The 24,691-nt window shown below is 41.5% G+C and carries 25 protein-coding genes; 7 read left to right on the forward strand and 18 right to left on the reverse strand.

What is annotated here, in order from left to right; genetic code table 11:
* Window positions 1-14 precede the first annotated feature (14 nt).
* On the forward strand, window positions 15-815 hold the full coding sequence (locus HNW13_RS20345; RefSeq protein WP_162023868.1) for a DUF1338 domain-containing protein: 801 nt from the start codon (window positions 15-17) through the stop codon (window positions 813-815).
* Window positions 816-893: 78 nt separating this feature from the next.
* On the opposite strand, the gene HNW13_RS20350 is transcribed toward HNW13_RS20345, so the two are convergent.
* The 4 genes from HNW13_RS20350 to crp form a co-directional block, all read right to left on the reverse strand.
* Window positions 894-2,228 carry an ATP-binding protein gene (locus tag HNW13_RS20350; protein ID WP_192114208.1) on the reverse strand — a complete coding sequence of 445 codons (1,335 nt, stop codon included), beginning with the start codon at window positions 2,226-2,228 and terminating at the stop codon, window positions 894-896.
* Complete coding sequence (locus tag HNW13_RS20355; RefSeq protein WP_101085252.1) at window positions 2,225-2,899, reverse strand: response regulator transcription factor; 675 nt, start codon at window positions 2,897-2,899, stop codon at window positions 2,225-2,227. Before HNW13_RS20355 ends, HNW13_RS20350 begins: the two co-directional genes overlap by 4 nt.
* The gene (locus tag HNW13_RS20360) at window positions 2,880-3,230 is read right to left on the reverse strand and encodes a hypothetical protein (RefSeq protein ID WP_242445083.1); all 351 of its coding nucleotides are present in this window, start codon (window positions 3,228-3,230) and stop codon (window positions 2,880-2,882) included. The genes HNW13_RS20355 and HNW13_RS20360 overlap by 20 nt, the downstream gene beginning before the upstream one ends.
* Window positions 3,231-3,361: 131 nt before the next feature.
* Entirely contained in the window at window positions 3,362-3,997 is a 636-nt protein-coding gene (crp, locus tag HNW13_RS20365; protein ID WP_101085253.1) for a cAMP-activated global transcriptional regulator CRP, read from the reverse strand.
* 378 nt (window positions 3,998-4,375) lie between these two features.
* Between crp and HNW13_RS20370 the strand changes: the two genes are divergently transcribed.
* A complete protein-coding gene (locus HNW13_RS20370) occupies window positions 4,376-5,074 on the forward strand; it encodes a sel1 repeat family protein (protein WP_254439941.1) in 699 nt (232 codons plus the stop codon).
* Window positions 5,075-5,314: 240 nt separating this feature from the next.
* Here the strand turns inward: HNW13_RS20370 and HNW13_RS20375 are convergent, their stop codons facing one another.
* From HNW13_RS20375 to HNW13_RS20385, 3 genes are all read right to left on the reverse strand, one after another.
* Window positions 5,315-6,211, reverse strand: coding sequence for a phosphoribulokinase (locus HNW13_RS20375; RefSeq protein ID WP_059744602.1), 897 nt, complete (start codon window positions 6,209-6,211; stop codon window positions 5,315-5,317).
* Between the two features lie 133 nt (window positions 6,212-6,344).
* Entirely contained in the window at window positions 6,345-6,593 is a 249-nt protein-coding gene (locus HNW13_RS20380) for a YheU family protein (protein ID WP_192114209.1), read from the reverse strand.
* A 13-nt stretch (window positions 6,594-6,606) separates the two neighbouring features.
* On the reverse strand, window positions 6,607-7,620 hold the full coding sequence (locus HNW13_RS20385; RefSeq protein WP_192114210.1) for a hydrolase: 1,014 nt from the start codon (window positions 7,618-7,620) through the stop codon (window positions 6,607-6,609).
* 112 nt (window positions 7,621-7,732) lie between these two features.
* Between HNW13_RS20385 and HNW13_RS20390 the strand changes: the two genes are divergently transcribed.
* Window positions 7,733-8,245 carry a TAT leader-containing periplasmic protein gene (locus HNW13_RS20390; protein WP_101085257.1) on the forward strand — a complete coding sequence of 171 codons (513 nt, stop codon included), beginning with the start codon at window positions 7,733-7,735 and terminating at the stop codon, window positions 8,243-8,245.
* A 23-nt stretch (window positions 8,246-8,268) separates the two neighbouring features.
* A complete protein-coding gene (locus HNW13_RS20395) occupies window positions 8,269-9,858 on the forward strand; it encodes a GMC family oxidoreductase (protein WP_101085258.1) in 1,590 nt (529 codons plus the stop codon).
* Between the two features lie 70 nt (window positions 9,859-9,928).
* Here the strand turns inward: HNW13_RS20395 and HNW13_RS20400 are convergent, their stop codons facing one another.
* Both HNW13_RS20400 and HNW13_RS20405 read right to left on the reverse strand, forming a co-directional pair.
* On the reverse strand, window positions 9,929-10,420 hold the full coding sequence (locus HNW13_RS20400) for a TIGR02444 family protein (protein ID WP_192114211.1): 492 nt from the start codon (window positions 10,418-10,420) through the stop codon (window positions 9,929-9,931).
* 72 nt (window positions 10,421-10,492) lie between these two features.
* Entirely contained in the window at window positions 10,493-12,403 is a 1,911-nt protein-coding gene (locus HNW13_RS20405; RefSeq protein ID WP_192114212.1) for an ABC transporter ATP-binding protein, read from the reverse strand.
* A 176-nt stretch (window positions 12,404-12,579) separates the two neighbouring features.
* On the opposite strand from HNW13_RS20405, the gene HNW13_RS20410 reads away from it, so the two are divergent.
* Window positions 12,580-12,777, forward strand: coding sequence for a YheV family putative zinc ribbon protein (locus HNW13_RS20410; protein WP_162023862.1), 198 nt, complete (start codon window positions 12,580-12,582; stop codon window positions 12,775-12,777).
* Between the two features lie 36 nt (window positions 12,778-12,813).
* On the opposite strand, the gene HNW13_RS20415 is transcribed toward HNW13_RS20410, so the two are convergent.
* From HNW13_RS20415 to sfsA, 8 genes are all read right to left on the reverse strand, one after another.
* Entirely contained in the window at window positions 12,814-13,332 is a 519-nt protein-coding gene (locus tag HNW13_RS20415) for a DUF4124 domain-containing protein (protein WP_192114213.1), read from the reverse strand.
* A gap of 491 nt (window positions 13,333-13,823) precedes the next feature.
* Entirely contained in the window at window positions 13,824-14,678 is an 855-nt protein-coding gene (gene panC / locus HNW13_RS20420; RefSeq protein ID WP_192114214.1) for a pantoate--beta-alanine ligase, read from the reverse strand.
* Between the two features lie 243 nt (window positions 14,679-14,921).
* On the reverse strand, window positions 14,922-15,716 hold the full coding sequence (panB, locus tag HNW13_RS20425) for a 3-methyl-2-oxobutanoate hydroxymethyltransferase (RefSeq protein WP_101085264.1): 795 nt from the start codon (window positions 15,714-15,716) through the stop codon (window positions 14,922-14,924).
* 68 nt (window positions 15,717-15,784) lie between these two features.
* On the reverse strand, window positions 15,785-16,270 hold the full coding sequence (gene folK / locus HNW13_RS20430) for a 2-amino-4-hydroxy-6-hydroxymethyldihydropteridine diphosphokinase (protein WP_101085265.1): 486 nt from the start codon (window positions 16,268-16,270) through the stop codon (window positions 15,785-15,787).
* A gap of 5 nt (window positions 16,271-16,275) precedes the next feature.
* The gene (gene pcnB / locus HNW13_RS20435; RefSeq protein WP_162024398.1) at window positions 16,276-17,577 is read right to left on the reverse strand and encodes a polynucleotide adenylyltransferase PcnB; all 1,302 of its coding nucleotides are present in this window, start codon (window positions 17,575-17,577) and stop codon (window positions 16,276-16,278) included.
* Between the two features lie 241 nt (window positions 17,578-17,818).
* A complete protein-coding gene (gene gluQRS / locus HNW13_RS20440; protein ID WP_101085267.1) occupies window positions 17,819-18,700 on the reverse strand; it encodes a tRNA glutamyl-Q(34) synthetase GluQRS in 882 nt (293 codons plus the stop codon).
* A 139-nt stretch (window positions 18,701-18,839) separates the two neighbouring features.
* Window positions 18,840-19,280, reverse strand: coding sequence for an RNA polymerase-binding protein DksA (dksA, locus tag HNW13_RS20445; RefSeq protein WP_192114215.1), 441 nt, complete (start codon window positions 19,278-19,280; stop codon window positions 18,840-18,842).
* A 118-nt stretch (window positions 19,281-19,398) separates the two neighbouring features.
* Window positions 19,399-20,103 (reverse strand): DNA/RNA nuclease SfsA, encoded by a 705-nt coding sequence (gene sfsA / locus HNW13_RS20450; RefSeq protein WP_101085268.1) that lies wholly within the window; start codon window positions 20,101-20,103, stop codon window positions 19,399-19,401.
* 144 nt (window positions 20,104-20,247) lie between these two features.
* Between sfsA and pepB the strand changes: the two genes are divergently transcribed.
* Complete coding sequence (pepB, locus tag HNW13_RS20455; RefSeq protein WP_011638713.1) at window positions 20,248-21,522, forward strand: aminopeptidase PepB; 1,275 nt, start codon at window positions 20,248-20,250, stop codon at window positions 21,520-21,522.
* A gap of 53 nt (window positions 21,523-21,575) precedes the next feature.
* On the opposite strand, the gene thpR is transcribed toward pepB, so the two are convergent.
* Window positions 21,576-22,121, reverse strand: coding sequence for an RNA 2',3'-cyclic phosphodiesterase (gene thpR / locus HNW13_RS20460; protein ID WP_157822766.1), 546 nt, complete (start codon window positions 22,119-22,121; stop codon window positions 21,576-21,578).
* Between the two features lie 234 nt (window positions 22,122-22,355).
* Here thpR and HNW13_RS20465 point away from each other — a divergent pair, with 234 nt between their 5' ends.
* A complete protein-coding gene (locus HNW13_RS20465; RefSeq protein ID WP_192114216.1) occupies window positions 22,356-24,617 on the forward strand; it encodes an EAL domain-containing protein in 2,262 nt (753 codons plus the stop codon).
* The last annotated feature ends 74 nt before the right edge of the window (window positions 24,618-24,691 follow it).

The raw sequence follows: 24,691 nt of genomic DNA on the forward strand, positions 1-24,691 counted from the left end.
AGAAGGATTTAACCATGCATACTGACGTTAATGCTTTATTTGCTGCCTTATGGCAAGACTACATTAAGATGACGCCTTCAGCGGCGAAAATTCATCAGCTATTAGGCCATGGCGCGCCAATCATCAATGACCATATCGCTTTGCGCACCTTTAATATCGCCAAGGTGAATTTAAGCGTATTGGCTAAACACTTTACCTCTATCGGTTATGTCGACAGTGGCGATTATCAGTTTGTGCAGAAAAAACTGATTGCCAAGCACTTTGAACATCCGGATCCAAAGCAGCCGAAGGTTTTTATTTCTGAGCTATTAGTAGAAGAATTTAGCCCTGAGTTGCAAAAGAGCATCCATGGTTTAATCGATCAGGTTGATGAAACGGCAACCACTGCAGATAATTTTATTTATTCTGGTCGTCATTGGGATGTAGATAAAGCAACATACCAAGCCTTACTTGCTGAAAGCGAATATGCTGCTTGGGTTGCTGCATTGGGATATCGTGCCAATCACTTTACGGTTTCAATTAACGATCTGCCTGAGTTTGAGCGTATTGAAGATGTAAACCAAGCCTTAAAGCTGGCTGGGTTTGTGTTAAATAGCTCTGGCGGTGAAATTAAAGGATCGCCAGAAGTCTTGTTAGAGCAATCTTCTACCATGGCGGATAAAGTGGTGGTTAACTTTACTGATGGCGATGTGGAAATCCCAAGTTGTTTCTATGAATTTGCCCGCCGTTATCCAATGGATAATGGTCAGCTTTATACTGGCTTTGTTGCGGCATCAGCTGACAAGATTTTCGAAAGTACCAATGCAATGATGTAACGTTTATGCATGGACAAAAAAAGACCTAATTGAGTGATCAATTAGGTCTTTTTTATTGGTTATTTTAGGCAAAAAAGCTTAGGTGCTCATCAATATACTGACATTAAGTCCTTGTAATGCTTTACTACGACTAAATTGCAATACAAAACCATATTGGTCGCATATCTCTTTAACAATCGATAAGCCCAATCCGTGGCCAATAGTGGCTTCATCTAGTCGTGTGCCACGAGAGGTTAATAATGCAATTTGCTCTTGCTTTACGCCTCGACCATCGTCCTCGATCTGAATTAATATCTCTCCCGAAGGTAATTCTTCGACGCTGACATTAACCTGTGAATTCGCCCATTTAAAGGCATTATCGAGCAGGTTGCCAAACAGCTCCATACCATCTTCGCGGTGTATTGGAATACGACTAATATGTTGTGGGTTAACAATGCTGCCATCAATACTCCGCTGATGATGCACTTTATGTAACGTTTGGATTAAACTATCAAAATCTTTTGGTACCGCCAGTTGTGCTGCGGGTAGCATGTCTCCGGTTATCCTCGCTGCAGCCAATTTACGTTCAATCATTTTATGAACTAAATCTAATTGCTGCTGCATGGCTATAGCGGCATCCGGATGGGTGAGCCCGAGCGCTTCAACTTGTTGCTGCATGACCGCTAATGGGGTTTTTAAGCCATGGCTTAAATTACCCAAGTTATTGCGACTACGTTCAATCTGTTTGGCTGTGTAGTCTAATAACTCATTATAGGTTTCGGCTAACGGGCGGATCTCTGCTGGAATTTGTGAAATGGCTAACGAGGCTATTTCCCCTTCGCGCAATTTAGCCAGCGCCCCTTGGATTTGATTCACCGGTTTAAATGATTGGCGTAAAATGATAAAAATACCGGCAATCATCGCTAATAACATGCCGATATTAATTGCCAGTTTAGTGCCAAATACTTCGCTAAAAACACGCCGTCCAATACTGAGATCTTGGGCGACAGTCAAGGTTGCTGTGTTGTGGCTGTTTGGCGCGCCGATGCCGATAGATAACAGCTGCATATCATTGTTTTTTGGCCCTTTAGCCTGCCAAACTCTTTTCTGCTGCGCTTGTAACTGTTCAATCTGTAATTCCGCATCCCACAGTGAACGGGAGCGAATTGTACGGTCGGGCAAATTTAATTGGAAATAACGCCCTGAATAGGCAGGTTTATAAAAACTGGATAGTTGGCTTTGGTCGATAACTATCTCACCATCATCGAGTCTGGTGGCGATAATGATGTGTTCTAAATCTTCTTCAAGACGATTAATAATGGAGTCATGAAAGGCATCTCGCAACATCGACTCAAATAAAAATAAACCTATGAGCGTGGCAATAATGATTAAGCCACTGAGCCATAAGCTTAATTTAAACCGAATTGAAATCATTCAATAATGCCATGGAAGATATAACCCTGACCACGGCGGGTTTCAATAGCGGTTTTACCGAGTTTTTTACGTAAGTGTGTTACGTAAACTTCCACGACATTACTTTCTTTTTCATCATCAAATTGATAAAGCTTATCTGTAAGCTGCTGTTTCGAAAGAAGCTTCTTTGGTGACATTAAGAAAATTTTCAATAACCTAAATTCCATCGACGTCAGTTCGTATACGTGTCCGCCTACCGTCACTTTTTGCTCATTTTCGTCTAAATTAACCCCGGCATAACATAGTTGCTTCGACGACGAATTAACCCGCCCATGGGCACGATGGATAAGTGCCTGAATACGGGCGAGGAGCTCTTGAGTATGAAAAGGTTTGCCTAAGTAATCATCAGCACCAGCATTAAAACCTTCAACTTTTTCGTGCCACTGACTGCGAGCCGTTAGCATAATGACAGGGGTACTGATGCCACGTTCACGCCATTGAGTCACTAATGACAAGCCATTGCCATCGGGTAAGCCGATATCTAAAATGACACAGTCATAATCTGTTTCTTTCATCAAATAATCGGCTTCAATAGCTTTGTCTGTAACATCCGTAATATAACCAGCTTGCTTGAGTTGTTTTTCAAGTTCAGCAACCAGTAATGGGCTATCTTCAACGAGTAACAGTTTCATGTTTAGTACATTCGCTCGGTAATTGAGTCAATGAGTCCTGCATACCGTTAGCTGCATCTAATTGCAGATTAACAACATGCCCTTGTTTTAGCTTAAATTGTAAATCATAGCGCCACTTATCTTGATGTTGATAAAGCTGGGCGTCGATTAAGTGACCATCACAATACTGCGATAGCCAAGTTAAGTAATCATCTAATGAACGTATATTACCAGAAGATACCAATTTTTGGACGTAGTCATGATCCAGAGGGAGTTCTTTTGCGGGAATATCTTGTTGATTAATGGTGATGGCCATTAAGCTGCTTATTGCTGTAAAGAACAAGCTATTCATGGGCGCTCCAAAAATAAAAAAGTGGCGTTCAGAGTATGAACACCACTTTAAGTATCTTGGCTTAAATCAAGCTGAAGCTTATATGATTAAACATAAACATTTTGCTTGATTCGTCGTTAGCCTTTTGTCATTTAGCGTGTACCGTAAACTACGATCGTTTTACCGTGTGCTTGGATCAAGTTTTGTTCTTCAAGCATTTTTAAAATACGACCAACAGTTTCACGTGAACAACCAACAATTTGACCAATCTCTTGACGGGTTATCTTAATCTGCATGCCGTCAGGATGTGTCATAGCATCGGGTTGTTTTGCAAGATGTAATAGCGTTTGTGCAATACGACCAGCAACGTCAAGGAAGGCTAAGTCGCCTACTTTTTGACTAGTACTTTGTAAACGATAGGCCATTTGCGCCGAAAGTTTCATCAAGATTTCAGGATTTACCTGAATCAATTGCTTAAATTTCTTATAAGAAATTTCTGCAATTTCACATGCTTGTTTAGCACGAACCCATGCAGTACGTTCAGATTGCTCTTCAAACAGCCCTAGTTCACCGATAAAATCGCCTTGATTTAGATAAGAAAGGATCATTTCTTTACCTTCTTCATCTTTGATCAATACAGCGACGGAACCTTTGACGATGTAATATAAAGTATCAGACTCTTCACCTGCGTGAATTAAAGTACTCTTTGCTGGGTACTTATGAATGTGACAATGTGAAAGAAACCATTCTAATGTTGGGTCAGGTTTTGGCTTACCAATCAGAGCCATATGATATTCCTCGATTGATTAAAAATGAAAGTAAGTAATGTCTAATTAAGCATTCTACGCTATTGAAACGGTGAAAACTTTGATAGAGATCGTATTTAGAAGTGTGCGTAGTGTATATTAACTTGTTAAATTTTAGATTAAATTTATCTCGTTTGTGATGGCGGTCGACTTTTTTTGTGAATTTGTCTTAATCATCACTACGATTGAATTGTTGCCAATGTTATTTGTCTATTGTATTGGATCCATGAGTTAGCTAATGTTATTTAATCAGCTTCATAAATAGTTGTCGAGGTATGCGTGAAAAAACTGAGTCAAATTGGGGTTATTGTTTGTGTTGTTTTATTAAGTGGACTTAGTTCATCTGTAAAAGCATTTGTTATCCCGCCCTCTATTGAGTCTCAAGCGGCGAGTAAACTGGTTCATATTCAGATTAAAGCCAAACAAGGTAATGCAGACGCACAATTTCTATTGGGCTTAATGAACCTTTCCGGACGATTTGTTACTCAAGATACCAAGCAAGGATTAAGCTGGGTTAATCTTGCTGCGCAACAGCAAAATATTAAGGCGCAACAAACATTAGCTGACCTAGCTTTTGACGGCAAATTAATTCCGCGGGATTTAGCACTTGCCGAGAAATGGTATTTGCAAATGGTTGCACAGGGGGATAAGTGGGCTCATTTTCGTTTAGGGTTTATTTATTCTGCTGGTGGTGATGGCGTAGTGCGTAATTGTGGTAAAGCAATGGAGCAGTTTAGTGCTGCGGGAGATGCTGTTTCAATGGGCAATATTGCGTGGATATTAGCTACATGCCCTGAAGCGGAATATCGCGATGGTTCACGTGCAGTATCGATGTCGTTAAAGTTACTTGAGCATAATCAGAATGATCCGACGGTATTAGATAATCTTGCGGCCGCGTATGCAGAACAGGGTGACTTTACTGCGGCGATAGATACCCAGAAAAAAGCGATTGATGCATTGAAAGATAACCCTGAGATTGTGCGCAGCGATGAATTTATTTTACGTTTGAAGCAGTATCAGAATAATCAAGCTTATCGAGAAGTTATCCCACTGATGTAATGCTCTGAGTGAGCAATGTGAGTCATTTACTATTATCAATCAGTCAGTGTATTCACTTGTTTATCAGAAGAGATAAAAGTTGATGTGGGTGCTGGAACATCGACTTTTTTGGGTTTCGTTGATGTGCTTAATGCACTAACAGATCAAAAAGGGGGAATTAGCACTTCAAGCACATCAACTGCCGTTATTTCGCTTGAAATCACGATGCAGCTATCTTAATTGTTCTGACTTAAATCAAACTTAATCGGGTTTGATATCATCAAGGTTTTGCAACTCTATACGCTTATCCATTAAGTCTTTAACTAATGGCGTTAAAATTAATTCCATTGCTAATGACATTTTTCCACCGGGAACAACCAGTGTATTAACGCGTGACATAAATGAGCCTTGGATCATGTTGAGGTAATAAGGGAAATCAACATTGTTAATGCCGCGAAAGCGAATCACTAAAAAGCTTTCATCTAGGCTAGGTATGTCTTTTGCGCTAAAGGGATTTGAGGTGTCTACGGTCGGCACTCGTTGAAAATTAATGTGTGTCCGTGAAAATTGCGGCGTCATGTGCTTGATGTAATCGTCCATACTACGGACTATCGAGCCCATTACTTTTTCACGACTATGACCCCTATCGTTTGTGTCGCGAATAATTTTCTGAATCCACTCTAAATTGACAATCGGCACCATGCCTATCAATAGATCAACATGCTTAGCGACATCGGCATCTTCCGTCACCACACCACCGTGTAGCCCTTCGTAATACAACATATCGGTATTGGCTGGCAAATCACGCCATTGCGTGAATGTACCAGGCATTTGGTTAAATGGCACCGCTTCATCGAAGGTGTGCAAGTAGCTGCGGGTTTGGCCATTGCCTGTATCACCATAGCTGGTAAAACACTCTTCGAGTTTTTTGAAATTATTGGCTTCGGGGCCAAAATAGCTTAGATTTCGATTTTCAGCCTGTGATTTTCGAATTAACACTTCCATTTCTGCGCGGGTGAAATTATGGAAACTATCACCTTCAACGAATGCAGCATTAATACCCAGCTGTCTAAAAATATGAATGAAGGCCGTCGTGGTTGTCGTTGTGCCAGCACCAGATGAACCGGTTACAGCAATAATAGGATGTTTTGCTGACATGTTATTTGCCTAGGTAAAGTTGTGGACGCGAAAAATCGAGTCACTAGTTATACGGTAATCATCACCCGTGGGTCAATTCTTCGCGGGTAACAATGTGATCATTTTGTGGTAAAACCATTGTTTTGTTTTACAACTAATTGAAAGATGAACGTGAAATATGCTCGCGTTGTCTAATGGCGATAGACTCATCATCCTCACTATACTCGACAACTAAGTCGCCTTTTTTTAGTGCTAGCTTACATTGGTCCATTGCACGACTTAATTGTTGCTCGTCTGCGTCACTAAAACTGCCATCTTCAAGTTGTGATAACAGATATTCTTTTATCATACGTTGAAGTACTTCTTGAGGTAATGAAAGTAACGCTTCATAAGGCACAAGCATGGTGTATTTCCTATTAATGACTGACTAAAGAAGCGTGGGCATCGTGTTCGGTTACTGTATCACTCGCCGTTAGTATAAACTCGATGATGCGACGTTCGAGGTAAAAGCGCGGTTTCCAAGGCCAGCCACCTTCAACAAAACCTACATGTCCGCCAAACTGATGCAACTCGTATTCAACCATAGGCGACAATTGAGCTTGGTTTGGGATCACTTCATCAGTCATGAAGGGGTCATCTTTGGCGTGGATGACTAATGTGGGCTTGGTAATATGTTGCAAATAGCCTAGGCCGCTAGATTGTTGATAATAATCATTAACGTCAATAAAACCATGCAAAGGTGCAGTGACTTTATCGTCAAATAAATAAAAGGTATTGAGCATTTTGAGCTGTTCTTTAGTGATCGGCATTTGCTCGGTTAACTCTGCAGTGTTAATTTTTTCGAGCATTTTATCTTGTAAGCGTTTAATTAAAAAGCGTTGATACAGAGTTGAAAAACCATTTTCTAAGCGTTTTGCACATGCGCTTAACGTGAGAGGCGCCGACACAACCACAGCGCGTTCGAGTAAGCTATGCTGTTGTTTGCTGCCTTGGTATTTTGCCAATACATTACCGCCTAAACTGTAGCCAACAGCATACAATGGCGAGTCTGGATAGTAGTGTTTTAGTTGTTCTAAGGTGTAGGCTAAGTCGTTTACATCGCCGCTATGATAACTGCGAGCTAAGCGGTTAGGTTCACCCGAACAACCTCGATGATGATGAACGACAGCAGACATTTTGGCTTTTTTTGCTTCGATGAGCATTCTGCGTGCATAATGCGATTCTGTGTTACCTTCAAGACCATGGATAATCACTAAAATAGGCGCGCCATTTTGCGCTTGGCCTAGCCAATCTAAATCGATAAAGTCGCCGTCGGGTAACTCTTGTCGTTGCCTAAATGTTATTGGTCTGGCCACTTTAAAAATGAATGGTAGAATCGTTTGTACATGCGGGCTAGCAGCCCACCAAGGCGGAGTGAACAAGGTTTTCATAGAAGGAATATTTCTGTAATTGTTTGTGAAAATTTAAACGTATGTTTAAATGTTACTCATGCCACTCTACCACATAAAAAATAGAGACAACAATAAACTCAAGGGGAAGTAAATGAAGCGGCGTGCCTTTCTTACTGGTGCTTTTGCTGGAACTGCGGCAATAGCACTCGGCGTTAATTTATATTCACCTAGCATCACGACCTCTACCGATGATATTCATCATCGAGTGTTGTTCAGTGTGTTGCTGCCAGTGTTCTTAGACGGTGCATTGCCCGAGGTTCCAAGCCATAGAGAAATCGCGATAAATCGCACATTGGATGCGATTTCACAATCAATTACTCATTTGCCTGTAGAACAACAACAAGAGTTAATGGAATTGTTGGAGTTGCTTGAAGGACGCTTCGGCTTATTGTTGCTCAGTGGCAGTATGACACCGTTGTTAATGCGTGAACCAAAGCAATTGATTGACATGTTAGAGTTTTGGCGACACAACTATTTGGACATGTTAACGACCGCTTATAACGGATTACGTGAATTGATAATGGCAAGTTATTACGCCTGTCCGGAACATTGGGGCAATTTACGTTATGTAAAGCCTACTTTCTTGGTGCATAACGCGCATTAATCCCTCATGTAAGGAGCTCTCCCTTGGCCATTATTGATCCTATTATTACCGGATTAAGTTCAGGCTGGCATCATATCGATGCTAGTACCTTAGAAATGGATCGCCACTTTGACGCTGATGTTGTTATTGTTGGCACCGGAGCTGGCGGCGGCACCGCAGCAGAAATACTCACTGAAGCTGGATTAAAAGTGATTATGATTGAAGGCGGATCGCTAAAATCATCAACTCACTTTGATATGGAAGAGCGCCACGCTTATCCGAATTTGTATCAACAAGCAGCCGCAATGAAAACTGCAGATAAAGGTATTGGTATATTTCAAGGTCGAACGGTAGGCGGTTCAACCACGGTCAATTGGACAACCTCAATTAGAACTCCAGAACAAACCTTGGCCTTTTGGGAGCAAGAAAAATCGGTAAAAGGTTTGTCCTCGCAAGATTTACTGCCTTGGTTTGAATTGATGGAGCAGCGGCTCAATATTGAACAATGGCAGTTTGAGCCCAATAGAAACAATGGTGCACTGCGCGAAGGTTGTGAAAAGCTGGGTTGGGATTACACCGTCATTAAACGTAATGTTAAAGGTTGCTGGAATACCGGTTACTGTGGCATGGGTTGTCCCGTTAATGCCAAACAATCTATGTTAGTGACTACTATTCCAGCGGCTTTGGACAAAGGCGCGACGTTGATTTCTCGCGCCAAGGTCATCAAACTTGAACACAAAGGCGATCAAGTTGTTGGTTTAACGGCGCAGGCATTAACCGAAGGGTTAATGCCGACATCGGTTAACATTACTTTTAGTGCTAAGCATTATATTTTAAGTGCGGGTGCAGTTCATACACCAACGATATTAATGCGTTCTAATACCCCAGATCCACATAAGCAATTAGGCAAAACGTTTTTACATCCGTCATTGTTATCGGGCGGTATTTTTGCAGAACAAATTAATGGTCACAGTGGTGCGCCGCAATCTATCTATTCAGATGAATTTGTTTGGCGTGATGGCGCGACTGGCGATTTAGGTTATAAGCTTGAAGTTGCGCCTGTACATCCCGTGTTGATTGCATCTAAAACCATTGGTTATGGTGTAAGCCACGCACAATTAATGGCTAACTTTAACCAAATGCAGGTGACTATTGCGCTTATTCGTGATGGTTTTAATCAGCAATGTCCTGGTGGTCAGGTAAGATTAACCGATACGAGTTTGGCGTTAGATTATCCTTTAGATAAAGGCTTTTGGGATGGTGCTCGTCGGGCATTTTTGTCGATGGCCGAATTACAATTTGCTGCAGGAGCCAAAAAGGTGTTGCCGATGCATGATGGCTTGTCATTTCTTAATTCGTGGAGTGAAGCAAAGCAGGCTATCAATAATGCCGATTTAGGTTTATTAAAAACCATTGTCGCGTCGGCCCATGTGATGGGCGGTTGTGCAATGGGTGAAGATAAAACCCTATCAATGGTCGATACTTTTGGTTATTCGCATTACCTTGAAAATTTATCGGTGATGGATGGTTCGGTATTTCCAACAAGTTTAGGCGCGAATCCGCAGTTGTCTATTTATGGTCTAGTGGCTCGAAATGCAACGGCATTAGCACAAAAATTGACTCAAACTAGCTAGCTGAACGGCTTGGTATGCCGTAGCATGGCGGTATATCAACGTACGGCAAGTCGCTAAACCAGATGATGCGTTATGAGTGAGTAAGGCCTGTTTGGGTGGTCAACTCAGTCATAATGCTTTCATCTAAGCCAAATAAGCTAAGGTAGTGTTGTATATTGCTCGGCTCAGTATTATCAGGTTCAGTATCTAACGTTTTTCCCTGCAGTAAGTTCAATTTGTGCAATAACATGTACTGAGATTTACGTTCCATAATGAGCTCAACATCGAGCATTTTTTGATATTCTTCACCGTCTAAGTATGCTTTAGCAATCCGCCGTAATCGTCGATAAGGTTGCAACACATTTGCTTCCCATTGATCTACAATACCCGTCAATAATTCCCACAGTTGTGGCGTCAACACATAATGCTGTTGATCAAGGTATTGAGCCAATAATAAAATATTCACATTTACTTGGTAAGTGTCTTGTAAGTTTATGTAAAAATTGGGATTAGTTGAGTAATTTTGTTCGCAATCATGCCAAATTAAATAGCTAAATGTTTGCTGGTGAGAAGGCCGCGACATACAGTATCCCTTACAGCCTTAAGTGGTGTGAGTTAACACCACTTAAGGCTTGAATAAAATAAAACTAACTGTTTATTGAAAATCTTGCTCGAAAAGCTCTATCTGCTCTTGAATGTCTAACCAATGCATTTCACTTTCATCCATAGCTTGAGTCAGCGTAGTCCGTTCGTTGAGAACATTGGTCATTTTAGCTTTGTTCTCGGCTTCGTATAAGCTGCCATCGGCTAACTCAATTTCTAATTCGGCTAATCTGGCATTAATTTTTTGCTGTTGAGTTTCTAACTTTACTTGTTGTTTTTTCAGCGGCGATACTTTCTGACGTAATTCAGCTTCCATTCTTTTTTGCTGTTTTTTATCAACTGCATCACCGCCAGTGCCAACATCTGTTTTGTTGTTGGCTTGTGCTAGTTTAGCGGCATCGAGCAACCATTGATGATAGTCATCTAAGTCACCGTCAAAAGGTGTTACAACACCTTGGTCAACTAAGTAATAATCACTACAACTTAAGCGTAATAGGTGACGATCGTGTGACACGATGACCATTGCACCCTCAAAGGTTTGCAATGCCATGGTGAGTGCGTGACGCATCTCTAAATCTAAATGGTTGGTCGGTTCATCGAGTAATAGTAAATTTGGACGCTGCCAAACCACTAATGCTAATACTAGGCGGGCTTTTTCGCCGCCAGAAAACGGCCGTACTGGCGATAAGGCCATATCACCATTAAAGCCAAACCCGCCTAAAAAGTTGCGTAATTCTTGTTCGCGAACACTTGCTGGTGCAAGTCTTACTAAGTGTTGCATTGGAGAGTCATCAAGCGTTAAAAATTCAACTTGATGCTGAGCAAAATAACCAATATTCAATCCTGGGTTAGGTTGGTATTTACCCGTTTTAGCTTGTAATTGCCCTGATAACAGTTTGATCAGCGTCGATTTACCGGCACCATTTCTACCTAACAAACCAATACGCGCACCAGGGACTAGGTTTAACTCAACCTGTTTCAGGATGGTGTTATCTTCATAACCAATAGAGACATTTTCCATTACCACTAATGGGTTAGGTAGCGCTTCTGGTTCTCTAAAGGCCATTTGAAATGGATTGTCTACTTGCGAGGGCAACAAATCGGCCATGCGTTCGAGGGCTTTTAAGCGGCTTTGTGCTTGTTTAGCTTTACTGGCTTTATAGCGGAAACGATCAACAAATGACTGCATATGTGAGCGTTCTTTTTGTTGACGCTCAAAGGCGACTTGTTGCTGGGCCATGTGTTCGGCGCGTACTCGTTCAAAAGAAGAGTAATTACCTTTATAGTAATTTAGTTTGTGATTTTCAACATGAACAATTTCACCAACAATGCCATCGATAAAGTCACGATCGTGACTGATCAAAATGAGTGTCCCTTGATAAGATTTTATCCAACCTTCTAACCAATACATGGTATCTAAGTCTAAGTGGTTGGTTGGCTCATCGAGTAACAATAAGTCTGAACGACATAATAGTGCTTGGGCTAAGTTGAGGCGCATACGCCAACCACCAGAGAAGCTTTTTACCGGGTTACTTTGGTCTGCATCTTTAAACCCTAAGCCTGCTAATAGCGCGCCTGCTCGAGCTTTGATGGCATAGCCGCCAATAGCATCAATTTTGCCGTGAATAAGCGCAATGGCATTACCGTTATTGTCGGTTTGGGCTTTCTCTAGTTGGGCTTCTAAATCACGGTATTCAGTGTCACCGTCGAGGACATACTCTAGAGCCGACACATCTAATGCCGGAGTTTCCTGCGCAACAGAGGCAACTTGCCAGCCTGAGGGGAAACTAAATTCACCCTTATCTAGATGTAAATGACCCAAAATCAAGGCAAGCAATGATGATTTACCTGTACCGTTGGCGCCGACAAGGCCAACCTTGTGTCCGGGATATATCGTCAGTGAGGTTTCATCGAGTAAGGTTTTACTGCCGCGAATTAACTGAGCTTGGCTTATGTTGATCATTAATTACAACTTGATACTTAAGAATAGAATAATGGTGCAGATAATATCGCATCTACGATTTATTTCCCACAATCACGGGACTCATGTGGGCTAATCATGGCAAAATAGGCGTATAAATCAGGTAAAGACCTTATTGAGTTAACCGCTCATTCAGTAAACACTAAGTTGAGTAAATCATGACCAAAATTAAAAAGCGTTTTGTTGCAGGGGCTAAATGCCCTAAATGCAGTGCTAAAGACAGTATTTTATTGTTTAAAGAAAATGGAATTGAAACGGTTGAATGTACTGACTGTGATTATCGTGAGCAACAAACGGATATTAAAGTGCCTCAAAAAACCAGTGGTAGCATGATCGGGGTATTCAAACCTGATTAACGTGGCGTGGCATCTCAACGCAGATGAAGAGTTGAGTTAGTTACTCATATATTCATCTGGTTGTGTTTCAGCAGATATCTTCATTTTATGTTTAGTTAATATCTGGATAACATTAGTATTATTTTTAATGAGGTCGTTGAAGCGTGTAGTAATTTCTTGTAATTCTAGGCCGTAACTTGGGTCGTCTCTAGGTTTAGTTTGCCAGTAACGCTTACGATCCAATTTTTGTATTTCGCTAGCCCGTAAAATTTCAAAATAGCTGTTTTCTTGATTTAAGCGATAAATTTCACCATCAAGTAGCTGCAGTAATTTCTCTTTAGAAATGGTTTGTTTATTGAGTATTGCTTCTAAGGGATCTTGTTTGAGCTCGCGCTTGTCCGAGTCAACCTCAGTGGTTATACCCAATTGGTATTCAATTTTATGTTGGCTATATTCCTGAGGGCAAGCTGTTTGGCTGAAAACGACTTTTTCATCCATCATGCATTTGTAAATAGTATTGGCTTGAGCAGTAAAAGTGCTCATGGCGAGTACGATGAATAACAGTCTTTTTGCCATGCGGCCACACATCCTTTTGTCATCACTATTACGATTTTTATATCACATGTTTACGTTTTCGACACTAGGCCTTGTCCATGATGCATTCAGCCTCACAGTTGACAACCATGTCTAGCTGCTAATGGTAAGCAATCACCGGTTACGTATTTTGGCTAAAGGTATTGTTTTTTACTGTATCTCGCCAACTCACTTATTTAACTAGTGTTTTGATGAGCTTATGTACTTAAACAGATTAGCATTTTTTAACGCTACGCAAGTAAGACATTACCCATACTCGTTACCGGATATTGAATACTCGGCAATCATACTTTGCTAACTATATAACTATAATCACGTCGATAATACTATTCTAACGCTTAAATATGGTTCAATTTTATCGATAAAACCAGTTTTTTGACAATGGAAATCTCAATAAAATAAAAAATCTTTGTTTTTTATTTTATTGAGTTAAGCCAAAAAATAATGTTTTTTTAGCGAAGCGTGCTATGTGACTAACTTGAATGACGAGAAAATGACACGTTGTCTATCAAGCGCGCTTTGCCGAGATACGCCGCCACAATAACCACTAGCTCACTGTCAGCTGCCGTTACTTGGCGTAATGTATTGGCATTTCTCACTTCGAGATAATCAGGAGTAAAACCAACTGTTATAAGTCGTTTTTTGGCAATTGAGATAGCTTGTTGTATTGCTTCACCGCGTTGAATCGCGTTAACAATACTGTCTAATGCTTGTTTTAATGTTGCTGCTGAGTGTTTTTCTTCAGTGGTTAAATAGCCATTACGAGAGCTCATCGCAAGACCCGACGCTTCTCGGATAGTTTCCACTCCAATTACATCGATTGGCATCGATAAATCTTCAACCATGGTTTTGATAATCATCAATTGTTGAAAATCTTTACGGCCGAATAAGGCGATATCAGGTTGAACAATATTAAACAGTTTGGAAACTATAGTGGCCACACCACGAAAATGACCTGGGCGGCTTGCACCGCATAATTCATCACCAATTTCTGGTACTTCAATAAATGTTTGCTGTGCCAATCCTTTGGGATAAATAATCTCAGGTGTTGGAGTGAAGAGTAGTTCTGTTCCGGCAAGCATTAGCTTTTCGCTATCTTGTGCGAGTGTGCGTGGGTAACCATCTAAGTCTTCATTGGCACTAAATTGCATCGGATTAACAAAGATAGATACCACCACATGGTCTGCGCGCTTTTTAGCTTCATTCACTAAGGTAATGTGACCTTGGTGTAAGTTACCCATAGTAGGCACAAAAGCAACCGTTTCGCCTTTGCTGCGCCAAGTCTTAACATGTTCGCGAATGGTTGAGATAGCGGAAGTGGTTATCATTTTCTGTTCGAACCTTAATAAAAACAATGTAGTCATTGATGTAGATTTAATGATTAGCCTCAAGCCGAATAAGAGCTAGGGTAATCGATAACAACGGGTTTATTTCGCATCTGCAAATCAAACTTGCCGTTTGTGTTGCTAACGAAGGTGCATTGACTCATCAACTGTCGATCTATTGTAAGTCAATGCAACGTAGATAGCAGAGCAAAAATGATAATAAATTTATATTATCAAGATGTTATATTAATTAAAGGTATGTTCTTCCGCTGGGAATGTGCCGTTAGCAACTTCATCAATATAAGCTCTGATAGCCGAACGGATTTCGCCGGTTTGTTTGAGATAGTTTTTTGAAAAACGGGGAATGTAGCCACTCGAAATGCCTAAAACATCGTGCATAACAAGAATTTGGCCATCGGTGTCAGCTCCAGCGCCGATACCGATAACTGGAATGGTTAGTGCTTCAGTAATGGCTTTAGCCAGGGAGGCTGGAATACACTCAACCACTAATAATTGCGCACCAGCAGCTTGCAATGCTTTAGCTTCATCTAGAATGCGTTGCGCGTTATCAGCGTCGCGACCTTGCACTTTAAATCCGCCAAAAACGTTCACCGACTGTGGCGTTAATCCTAGGTGAGCACAAACTGGAATACCACGTTCGGTTAACATTTTTACGCTTTCAAGTAACCAATGTCCGCCTTCTAATTTAACCATGCTGGCACCTGCCTGCATTAATATTGCAGCGTTAGTCATGGTCTGTTCTGGGGTGCTATAGCTCATAAACGGCATGTCTGCGATGAGTAATGCGCGCGAAACACCACGTTTGACACAAGCGGTATGGTAAGCAATATCGGCAATAGTTACTGGTAAGGTATCGTTATGGCCTTGAAGCACCATACCGAGTGAATCACCCACTAGAAGTACATCAACACCTTCACTGTCAAATGCGCCGGCAAAGCTAGCGTCATAAGCCGTTAATGCGGTGAACTTTTTACCTTCTTGTTTGAACTTGATTAGGGTCGAACTGGTGACTTTTGACATAGTAGACTCTTAAAACAATATTGAAATACTAAAAGCTGAGCTTAATCTTCTGTCTGTTAAGATCAACTTTAATCGATAAGCTTTTGTAATTCATCACGCATTGCCACACTAATAAGGCTTTCAAGGCTTGTATTACAAGGCAATGTTAGCGCTGGTGCAATGTCTGCTAATGGAACTAACACAAAACTGCGTTGCTTCATGCCGTAATGAGGCACACAAAGTCGAGGTTCGTTGATGTGTTGTTGACCATAGAGTAACAAATCTAAATCTAAGGTACGAGGTCCCCAGTGTTCAAGTCGTACACGCCCTTGTTGTTGCTCGATTTCTTGTAAGGTATCGAGTAACTCAATGGGCAATAGCGAGGTTTGAAACCCCGCGACAGCATTGACATAATCTGGCTGAATAACATCACCCATGGGCTTGGAACCATAATATGCTGACACCGTAAAAGTGTTGTTTATTGCCAATGCCTTTAGCGCCAATACTGCAACATCGAGTTGTTGTATTGGCTCTGCTAAATTAGCGCCTATGGCGACATAAACTTGAACCGCCATGATTGTTATTCTTCCGCTGGTTTGGCTGCTGGTTTACGGCGACGCTTACGCTGTGGTGCATTTCTGTTACGATTATTGCTGCCTTTGATGCTTTTAGCTATGTCGCTACGGTCAGTTTCATCAGCTTCTACAAACGCTTTCCACCACTCAGCTATCTTGGCAATATTACCCATTTCAACTTCACCGCGCAGTAGCAGTAAATCATAAGCTGCTCTGAATTTAGGGTGCTCTAGTAGTTTAAATGCTCGAGTGCCTTGACCGCGTTCTAATCGTAACTGCAATTGCCAAATGTCGCGTGCTGGAGTGCTAAATCGGCGAGGTAAGCTAATTGTTAGACACTGTTTTTCAAGCACATCACCCATTGCAGCAACATATGCATCGTAATGAGTTAAGCCGCTTTCAATGGCAATATCATCAGCTCGTTGCTTAACGGGATACCACAAGATTGCCGCAAAGAAAAATGCCGGAGTCACGGTTTTATCTTCGCTAACACGGATATCGGTATTACGCATAACGACTTGGAGCATTTTAGCGGCATACCCTTTAGGCGACTCTTCAATTAATGCACCGACTTGTGGGAACAAGGGCGCGAATAAACCAAAACGTTGCATCATGTGGTAATTAGCTTCTGCTTTACCGGCAAAAAACAGTTTCAATACTTCTTCATACATGCGCGCAGCAGGAATATCGGCTAGCAATGGAGCAAGGGCTTTGATGGGATCCGCTGTTACTGCATCGATTTGCATATCAAGTTTAGTCGCAAAACGAACAGCACGAAGCATACGCACCGGGTCTTCGCGGTATCGCGTGTCTGGATCGCCAATAAGCTTAATCGTTCTAGCATTGAGATCGTTTATTCCACCACCATAGCTGCGAATAGAATAATCACTAATATCATAGTAGAGCGCGTTAATGGTGAAGTCACGGCGCTCAGCATCTTCATCGATCTCACCGTAGACGTTATCGCGTAACAAACGGCCTTCAGCGTTGGATTTTGATACTTTATCATTGCTTTCACTGTGGTGACCGCGGAAAGTGGCAACCTCAATGACATCACGACCAAAAACGATATGCGCCAGTCTAAAGCGACGGCCAACTAAGCGACAATTGCGGAATAACTTTTTAATGTCATCTGGGGTGGCATTAGTGACGACGTCAAAATCTTTCGGTTCAAGACCTAATAGAATGTCACGTACTCCACCGCCCACTAAATAAGCTTTGTAGCCAGATTTATTAAGACGATAAAGTACTTTTAGTGCATTTTCACTAATTTGACGACGTGAAATTGAGTGACCATCTCTGGAGATAATATCCAGACGTAAGCCATCTTCTTGAATGGGTTCTTCAAGGACTGGAGCTACTTTGTTGTTTTCAAATAGCTGTTTACAGAATTGGCTAATACGGCGAAAAATAATACACCTCGAAATGCTATAATAATTTGATTAAAAATCTGGCGGGTATAATACATTAAATGTGACCGAATGAGTATACGTACAGTTGCGCTAAAAAGGGCTTAATGCAATAACTTATGTCAGTTAATGACGATACCTAGTTGTTTATTGTCGATAAGACAATTTCTTTTTGTGCAGGAATCGTGCTTAGGTCAAATTGTTCAACAGCCTGTTTAAGCATCACTTCTACCGAATCTACATCGACAGCTTTTTGGCCTAAAAAGGTCAGTGCCGCATTAATACTGGCTTGAGGGTGAATGACATCTATGGCTGGAGCATAATTCTGCTTGGATAATTTAAAGCCTTTCTCGGCACAAACTAACGGCAAATGTAGCCAATCAGGTGGCGTAAATTCCAATTGGGTAAACAAACTTATTTGTCGGCAACTGGCTTCAAGTAAATCACAACCTCTGACCACTTCAGTTATGCCTTGATATGCATCGTCGAGTACAACGGCGAGTTGGTAAGCATACAAACCATCACTGCGTTTAATAATAAAGTCTTCTTCGGCGAAAGCTTTATCAACCATCACCGAGCCTTGAAGTTTATCAACAAAATGATCAATTTTAACGTGATTACGAATTCGAATTGCGCCGTGTGTCAGTCTAGGCTGAAGTCGGCCACAACGGCCATCATACACTCCGCCGCTGGTTTGAATTATTTTACGTGTGCATTGGCAATAATAAGCAAGATCACTGGCGATAAACGCTTCAATTTGATCTTGATAAGCCTGATATCGTTGCTGTTGAAATAGTACGGTTCCATGCCAATGTAAGCCGTAGGCATCGAGTGTTCTAAGGATGTTATCGCTTGCACCGGGGACTTCGCGTGGCGGGTCGATATCTTCTATGCGGACAAGCCATTGGCCTTGCTGACTGTGCGCGCGAAGATAACTGCCTAATGCAGCAATGAGTGAGCCAAAATGCAGTGAACCTGATGGTGAGGGCGCAAAACGTCCGATATAGGATGGGGGAATCATGTTATAGCGTTGTTTTTCGTTAACATCGTATTGTTATTATCGTCAGTTAATGCGACAACACAATAGCCTTGTTAATTTGTTAGTGGGTAAATAAAGTCAATAAAAAGGGCGAGATAATCTCGCCCTAATCAATAACGGGTTAACCCGCCATTTGTTTTTCTTTTATTTCAGCTAGCGTTTTACAATCGATACATTGATCGGCTGTAGGGCGAGCTTCAAGTCGACGGATACCAATTTCTACGCCACATGAGAAGCAGAAACCAAAATCGTCTTCTTTGATCAACTGTAAAGTCTTTTCAATCTTTTTGATCAATTTACGTTCTCTGTCACGAGCGCGTAATTCTAAGCTGAATTCTTCTTGTGCTGCACGGTCGACAGGATCAGGAAAGTTTGCAGCTTCATCTTGCATGTGAGTTAACGTACGGTCGACTTCTTCACGCAATTGGTTACGCCATGCTTCGAGGATCAATGTAAAGTGACCACGTTGCTTGGTATTCATATACTCTTCACCAGCCGATTCCTGGTAAGGATCTACTCCAGCGATAGCGAGTACGCCAAGTTTTTTCGTGCCTTGAGGCATAACGCATCTCCTGTAATCATTTGCGTTTTAAGGACGTCTTAAATTTATGGCCGCTATCTATACCAGAAACTCTATAGCGTGGCAAATTTTTTACTTGTTATTTAATTTTTATTTTGATCTACAGCATGACTTTACAAGCTGAAGTGATCAGGCTTCCCTGTGGCGAAAGCGCTGTTTTATAAGCTAGCACTTCAACGCCATTTGCTACGGCTTGTTCAAGTAAGTCTGCATATTGTGGATCTATATGTCGCGCGGGTTTAACACTCGTGATGCCACTGTGCTGCACCACAAATAATAAAACAGCACGATGGCCTAATTCCACCATGTGGATGAGTTCTCGCAGATGCTTTTGTCCACGAGTGGTTACGGCATCAGGGAAGTAACCCATTTTATCCTCTAGTAAAGTACAACTCTTCACTTCAATATAGCACTCTGGCCGGTTTTGGCTAGTGAGCAAGATATCGATGCGGCTATTTTCACTGCCATACTTTACTTCGCGTTTTAAATGCTCGTAACCTAATAGTTCGGTAATCACTTGCCGATTAATCGCTTCTTCTGCAAGAGCATTGGCTCGCCCGGTATTAATCCCGATATAATGCTGCTGATCTGTCTGCATTAATTCCCATGTGTGGGCATATTTTCGTTTTGGATTGTCGGAGCTGGAAAACCACACCTTTTCACCAGGGAATAAGCAATTTTTCATTGAACCAGTATTTGGGCAATGAATCGTGATTTCTTGCCCGTTAGGTAGCATGATATCGGCAAGAAAGCGTTTGTATCGTTTAATTAATACACCGGATTCTAATTCGGGAGTAAATTTCATCGATGACTCATCTAATGAGTTGATTTACAACAATGCTAACAAACTTTAGCTTGGTTTATCGATTATGTTTTGTCTACACTACTGCCATTAGCTCGTGATTAAGCTCGAGCATTGGTGTTATTTGGCTTACTACAAGGGATTATTATGAATATTATGACCGTTACGCTCACCACCGAAGCCCCTGCAGAACATTGGGGTAAAGCTGATGTGACTTACCAAGGTACTAAGGCAACAATCCATCTATCGGGTAGCGATGAACTGCGTCAAGTGCAGATGGCCGCAAGAAAAATCCGCAATCAAGGCATTAATTATGTGCAGCTAGACGGTGGCTTATGGACCCTGAATTCACAGTGGGCATTTGCACAAGGTTTTGCCACGGCTAAAGCAGGATACCAAGTGGACTGGTGTGGTAGTGACGCCGATAAAGAAACGTTGAATCAACGTGCCGTAGCGGCCCAGTTTGCTCGCAAATTGATCAATGATACTCCAGAAGATTTATCGCCTTTATCGTTAGCTAATCAAGCGGCGTCTTGGCTAAAAAATATTGGTGGTGACCATGTCAGTTTTAACATTATTGAAGGCCATGAATTATTAGAAAAAAAATGGGTCGGTATTCATGCTGTGGGTCGTGGTAGTGAACGTCCTCCTGCATTGTTAGAGCTTGATTTTAATCCGTTAGGCGCAGATGCTCCAGTCTCTGTTGCCTTAGTGGGTAAAGGTATTACGTTTGACTCAGGCGGCTATAGCTTGAAGTCGTCAGAAGGTATGTTAGCGATGAAGTGTGACATGGGCGGTGCAGCCACTGTTACTGCTGCATTGGGATTAGCCATGAAGGCTGGTTTGAACAAACGCGTTAAGCTATTTTTGTGTTGTGCAGAAAACTTAGTTAGCGGTAATGCTTTTAAGCTGGGTGATGTTCTAACCTACAAAAACGGCACTACGGTTGAAATTGTTAATACTGATGCTGAAGGACGTTTAGTGCTAGCCGATGGTTTACAAGCTGCATCAGAAACGGGCGCAGGCTTAATTATTGATGCTGCAACGTTAACCGGCGCTGCTGTGATGGCTGTGGGCTCAAATTATAACGCCATTTTTTCACCACAAAAGGCGACATTACAGCTTGCACAGCAATGTGCTGAAGCCGTTTCTGAAAACGTATGGCCATTGCCGTTAGATGCTTGGCATAAAGATATGTGTCCATCAGCTTATGCTGATACTGCAAACAGTCGCCCAGTTAAAGGTGGCGGTGCAGGTGGCGCATCAAACGCGGCCGGTTTCTTATGGCGTTTTGTGTCACCAAAAGCGAATTGGTTACACGTTGATCTCGCAGGTGCTTTTGAATCATCAGCGTCGGCGCTATGGGCCGCTGGTGCGACAACGCATGGCGTATTGACCATTGCTGAGTTATTAAAAGACTAGTCATCAATTGTAATCATCATTAAACCGTCGCTCACATTCTGTGGTGACGGTTTTTATTTTTGCCGTAACGGCCAACTTTCTAATATCGTGTAGTTAACGTTATGGCGGTGGCCAGTCGATTGATATAAATGTAAATGGCTTGGTGCGATGATGAGCTGAGTGTCCTTTACCACGGCTGGTAAAGAAGCTGTTGTCACCCCACGAAATAGACTAATGTGCGGAACATAATCGTATTGACTGATGGCTAGATGGTGAGTTTTTGCAATGTTCTTAATGTCATTCGCCATAGTGTTTAATGATGTACTCGCTTGTCCTTTTAAACAGATTAATTGTGCTGTTTGCCACCAAGCGAAGGTGTCGATAACTTGACTGAAAGTTGTTTTAGGCATCTGATTTATTGCTTCATGGATTTTTGAACAAGTGGTCGGATCTATTTGACCGAAAAAGCCTAATGTTATGTGTAAGTTGTGTGCTAAAGTGGCTACTGAATTTGTATTTATTTTAGTTATAAGTGTTTGTTGTAGATGTAATATTTTATCTATTTGTGGTTTGTCTACGCTAAAGCCGACAAATAATCTTGCTGACGAAGGTGTTTGCATCCGGTTGGCCCTATTATTTATTGAGCTGAAACATAAACGTTGATAGATTAACAATACTACTGATTTTAAAAACATATCGTGGTTTCAGTTAACTACCTAATCAATATAGTGCTTATAGTTAGCGCTTATAGTTAGCGCTTATAGTTAGCGCTTATAGTTAGCGATATGGCATCCACAAGATAACTGATTTTATTCCCAAGCAAATTGAATTGCTAACCTTGAATGAGTTGATGAATGGCCGATAGCACCCAGCAACTATTGAAAAGTGTTTTTACAAATGGACCTATTGAGGGTAGTAATACTTCGGTGTTATCACTGCTTAATCAAGCATTACAGTTAGTCTGTCAAAGGCTAGAATGCAGCGCTGCATTTGTGTTGACGAGTCAATATGATAAATTATTTGCCGTCGATACTGATATTATCGACACTTCAGAGCAACAATGTGTCAGTCATTTTGGTGCTTCACCAGCATCAGAAGCGCTGTTTAACCAGCATTTACAAGATAATTTGTCACTGTGCGAATCATTATTTAACAGCTATCAAGCAATCATTTATCCTCATTCCCCAGAGCAATCATTTACCTCTGACGAAAATCGACTCCTTACACCGCTTTTAGGCATCTTTAATCAACTCGATATTGATTGTAAGCATCTTGCTCTGAGTCCTGTTTTGCATGTTGGCAATGTTAAAGTTGTTTTAGGCACTATGTGTGCATCCGATGCTAACACAGTAGTGAGTCAGCAAGATGATCCTTGTGCGTTTGTGCAAAAGTTACTCGATGATACTGCATATCAATTAGCCTCTTCACTTGAACTTCGTCGTTTATCCGTGCTTTTAGACAGTAAAGATAAACAGTATCAAGAGCTATTTCAGTTACTGCCGATGCCATGTGCGTTGATTGATTTACACAATAATGTTGTATTGCAAAATGATGCGAGTAAACAAAATTTACCCATTACAGTCGGGCAGAGTTTATTTACGTTGCTACGAGAAGATGATCACCCACTATTACTCGATACCTTGCATATCGTTCGAGAAGGTATTTTACGCCAAGCCTGGTGTGAAGTGCCGTTACGAAATGGGGTTCAAATATACTGGTATAAGTTTAGCTTTTGCCATGCACTTAATAAACAGCAACAGTTATTATTAATGATTGAAGATGTCACCGAACGTTATCGACTTGCCGATGAGTTATCGTTTCATTCCAATTATGATGTGCTAACCGGATTACCAAATCGATTACAGTTCGAAAACATGCTTGAAGAGTTATTAAAAGACGACGAACATGCTCCGGCTTGTATTGCCTTTCTCGATCTCGATCAATTTCAAGTGGTAAATGACCTTAGTGGTCATCAAGCGGGTGATGTGTTGCTGCAACAAGTGGCGACTCGCTTAAAACAATTATTACGTAAAGACGATGTGGTTGCGCGTTTAGGCGGCGATGAGTTTGGCTTATTGATGCATTATTCTGATACCGCATCGGCGCAACAAGTGGCAAAACGAATTTGCCAACAGTTGTTTGATCATGAATTTACTTGGAAAGGTATCAAACACAACATTAGTGCCAGCATTGGCATTGCCAAAGTCGATTATGTTGACTCCGATATTTACGGTGTGATGAGCAAAGCTGATGCCGCTTGCCGCTTGGCCAAAGAAGAAGGCCGTAACCGTTGGCATTTTTATAATCCTGACGACCCACAAATGCACATGATGTATAACCAAATGCTGGCATCTGTGGATATTACAGGCGCACTGGCATTAAATCAGTTTGAGCTATTCTATCAATTAATTGAGCCGCTCGATAAACCCGACACTGGCATCCACATGGAAATTCTACTTCGCATGGTGCAGAGTGATGGCCAATATGTATCGCCGGGGGTGTTTTTACCTGCTGCTGAGCGTTATAACTTAGCGCCTCGAGTAGACCGTTGGGTTATCGATAATTTATTGACGTGGGGCGGCAATAATTTAGCTACATGGGAACAGCTTTCTATGGTGTCGGTGAATTTGTCTGCGATGTCACTTGCTGACCAAAAGTTCATGACTTGGCTCGAAATGCGTTTAATGGTTGAACCTGAGCTGGTGAGTAAATTATGTTTTGAAATAACCGAAACTGCAGCGGTAAGCCAATTAGACCAAGCTACCGGATTAATTGAGTTGTTACGACCATTTGGTTGTAAGATTGCATTAGATGATTTTGGTTCTGGTTTTTCTAGCTTTGCATATTTGAAATGTCTTGATGTCGATTACGTTAAAATTGACGGCCAATTTGTAGTGAATTTATGCGAAAACCGCAGTGATAAAGCCATTGTTTCGGCTATTTGTCAGCTCGGAAAAGACATGGGGTTTGAAGTTATCGCAGAGTTTGTTGAAAACACTGATATTGGCGTATATCTTAAAAATATTGGTGTCGATTATGCGCAAGGCTATGCTATTAATAAACCGACACGATTAGCTGAACTACAACACGGTTTACGGACTCCTTGGTTAATCTAAATGAGTAAAATGACTCAATAACTGAGAGCGGTTAATTGCTTTGTTAAAAAGGTAGCCAAATAGGCTTTTAAATA

Origin of the sequence: Shewanella sp. BF02_Schw (assembly GCF_014596695.2) — a bacterium.
GTDB lineage: Bacteria > Pseudomonadota > Gammaproteobacteria > Enterobacterales > Shewanellaceae > Shewanella.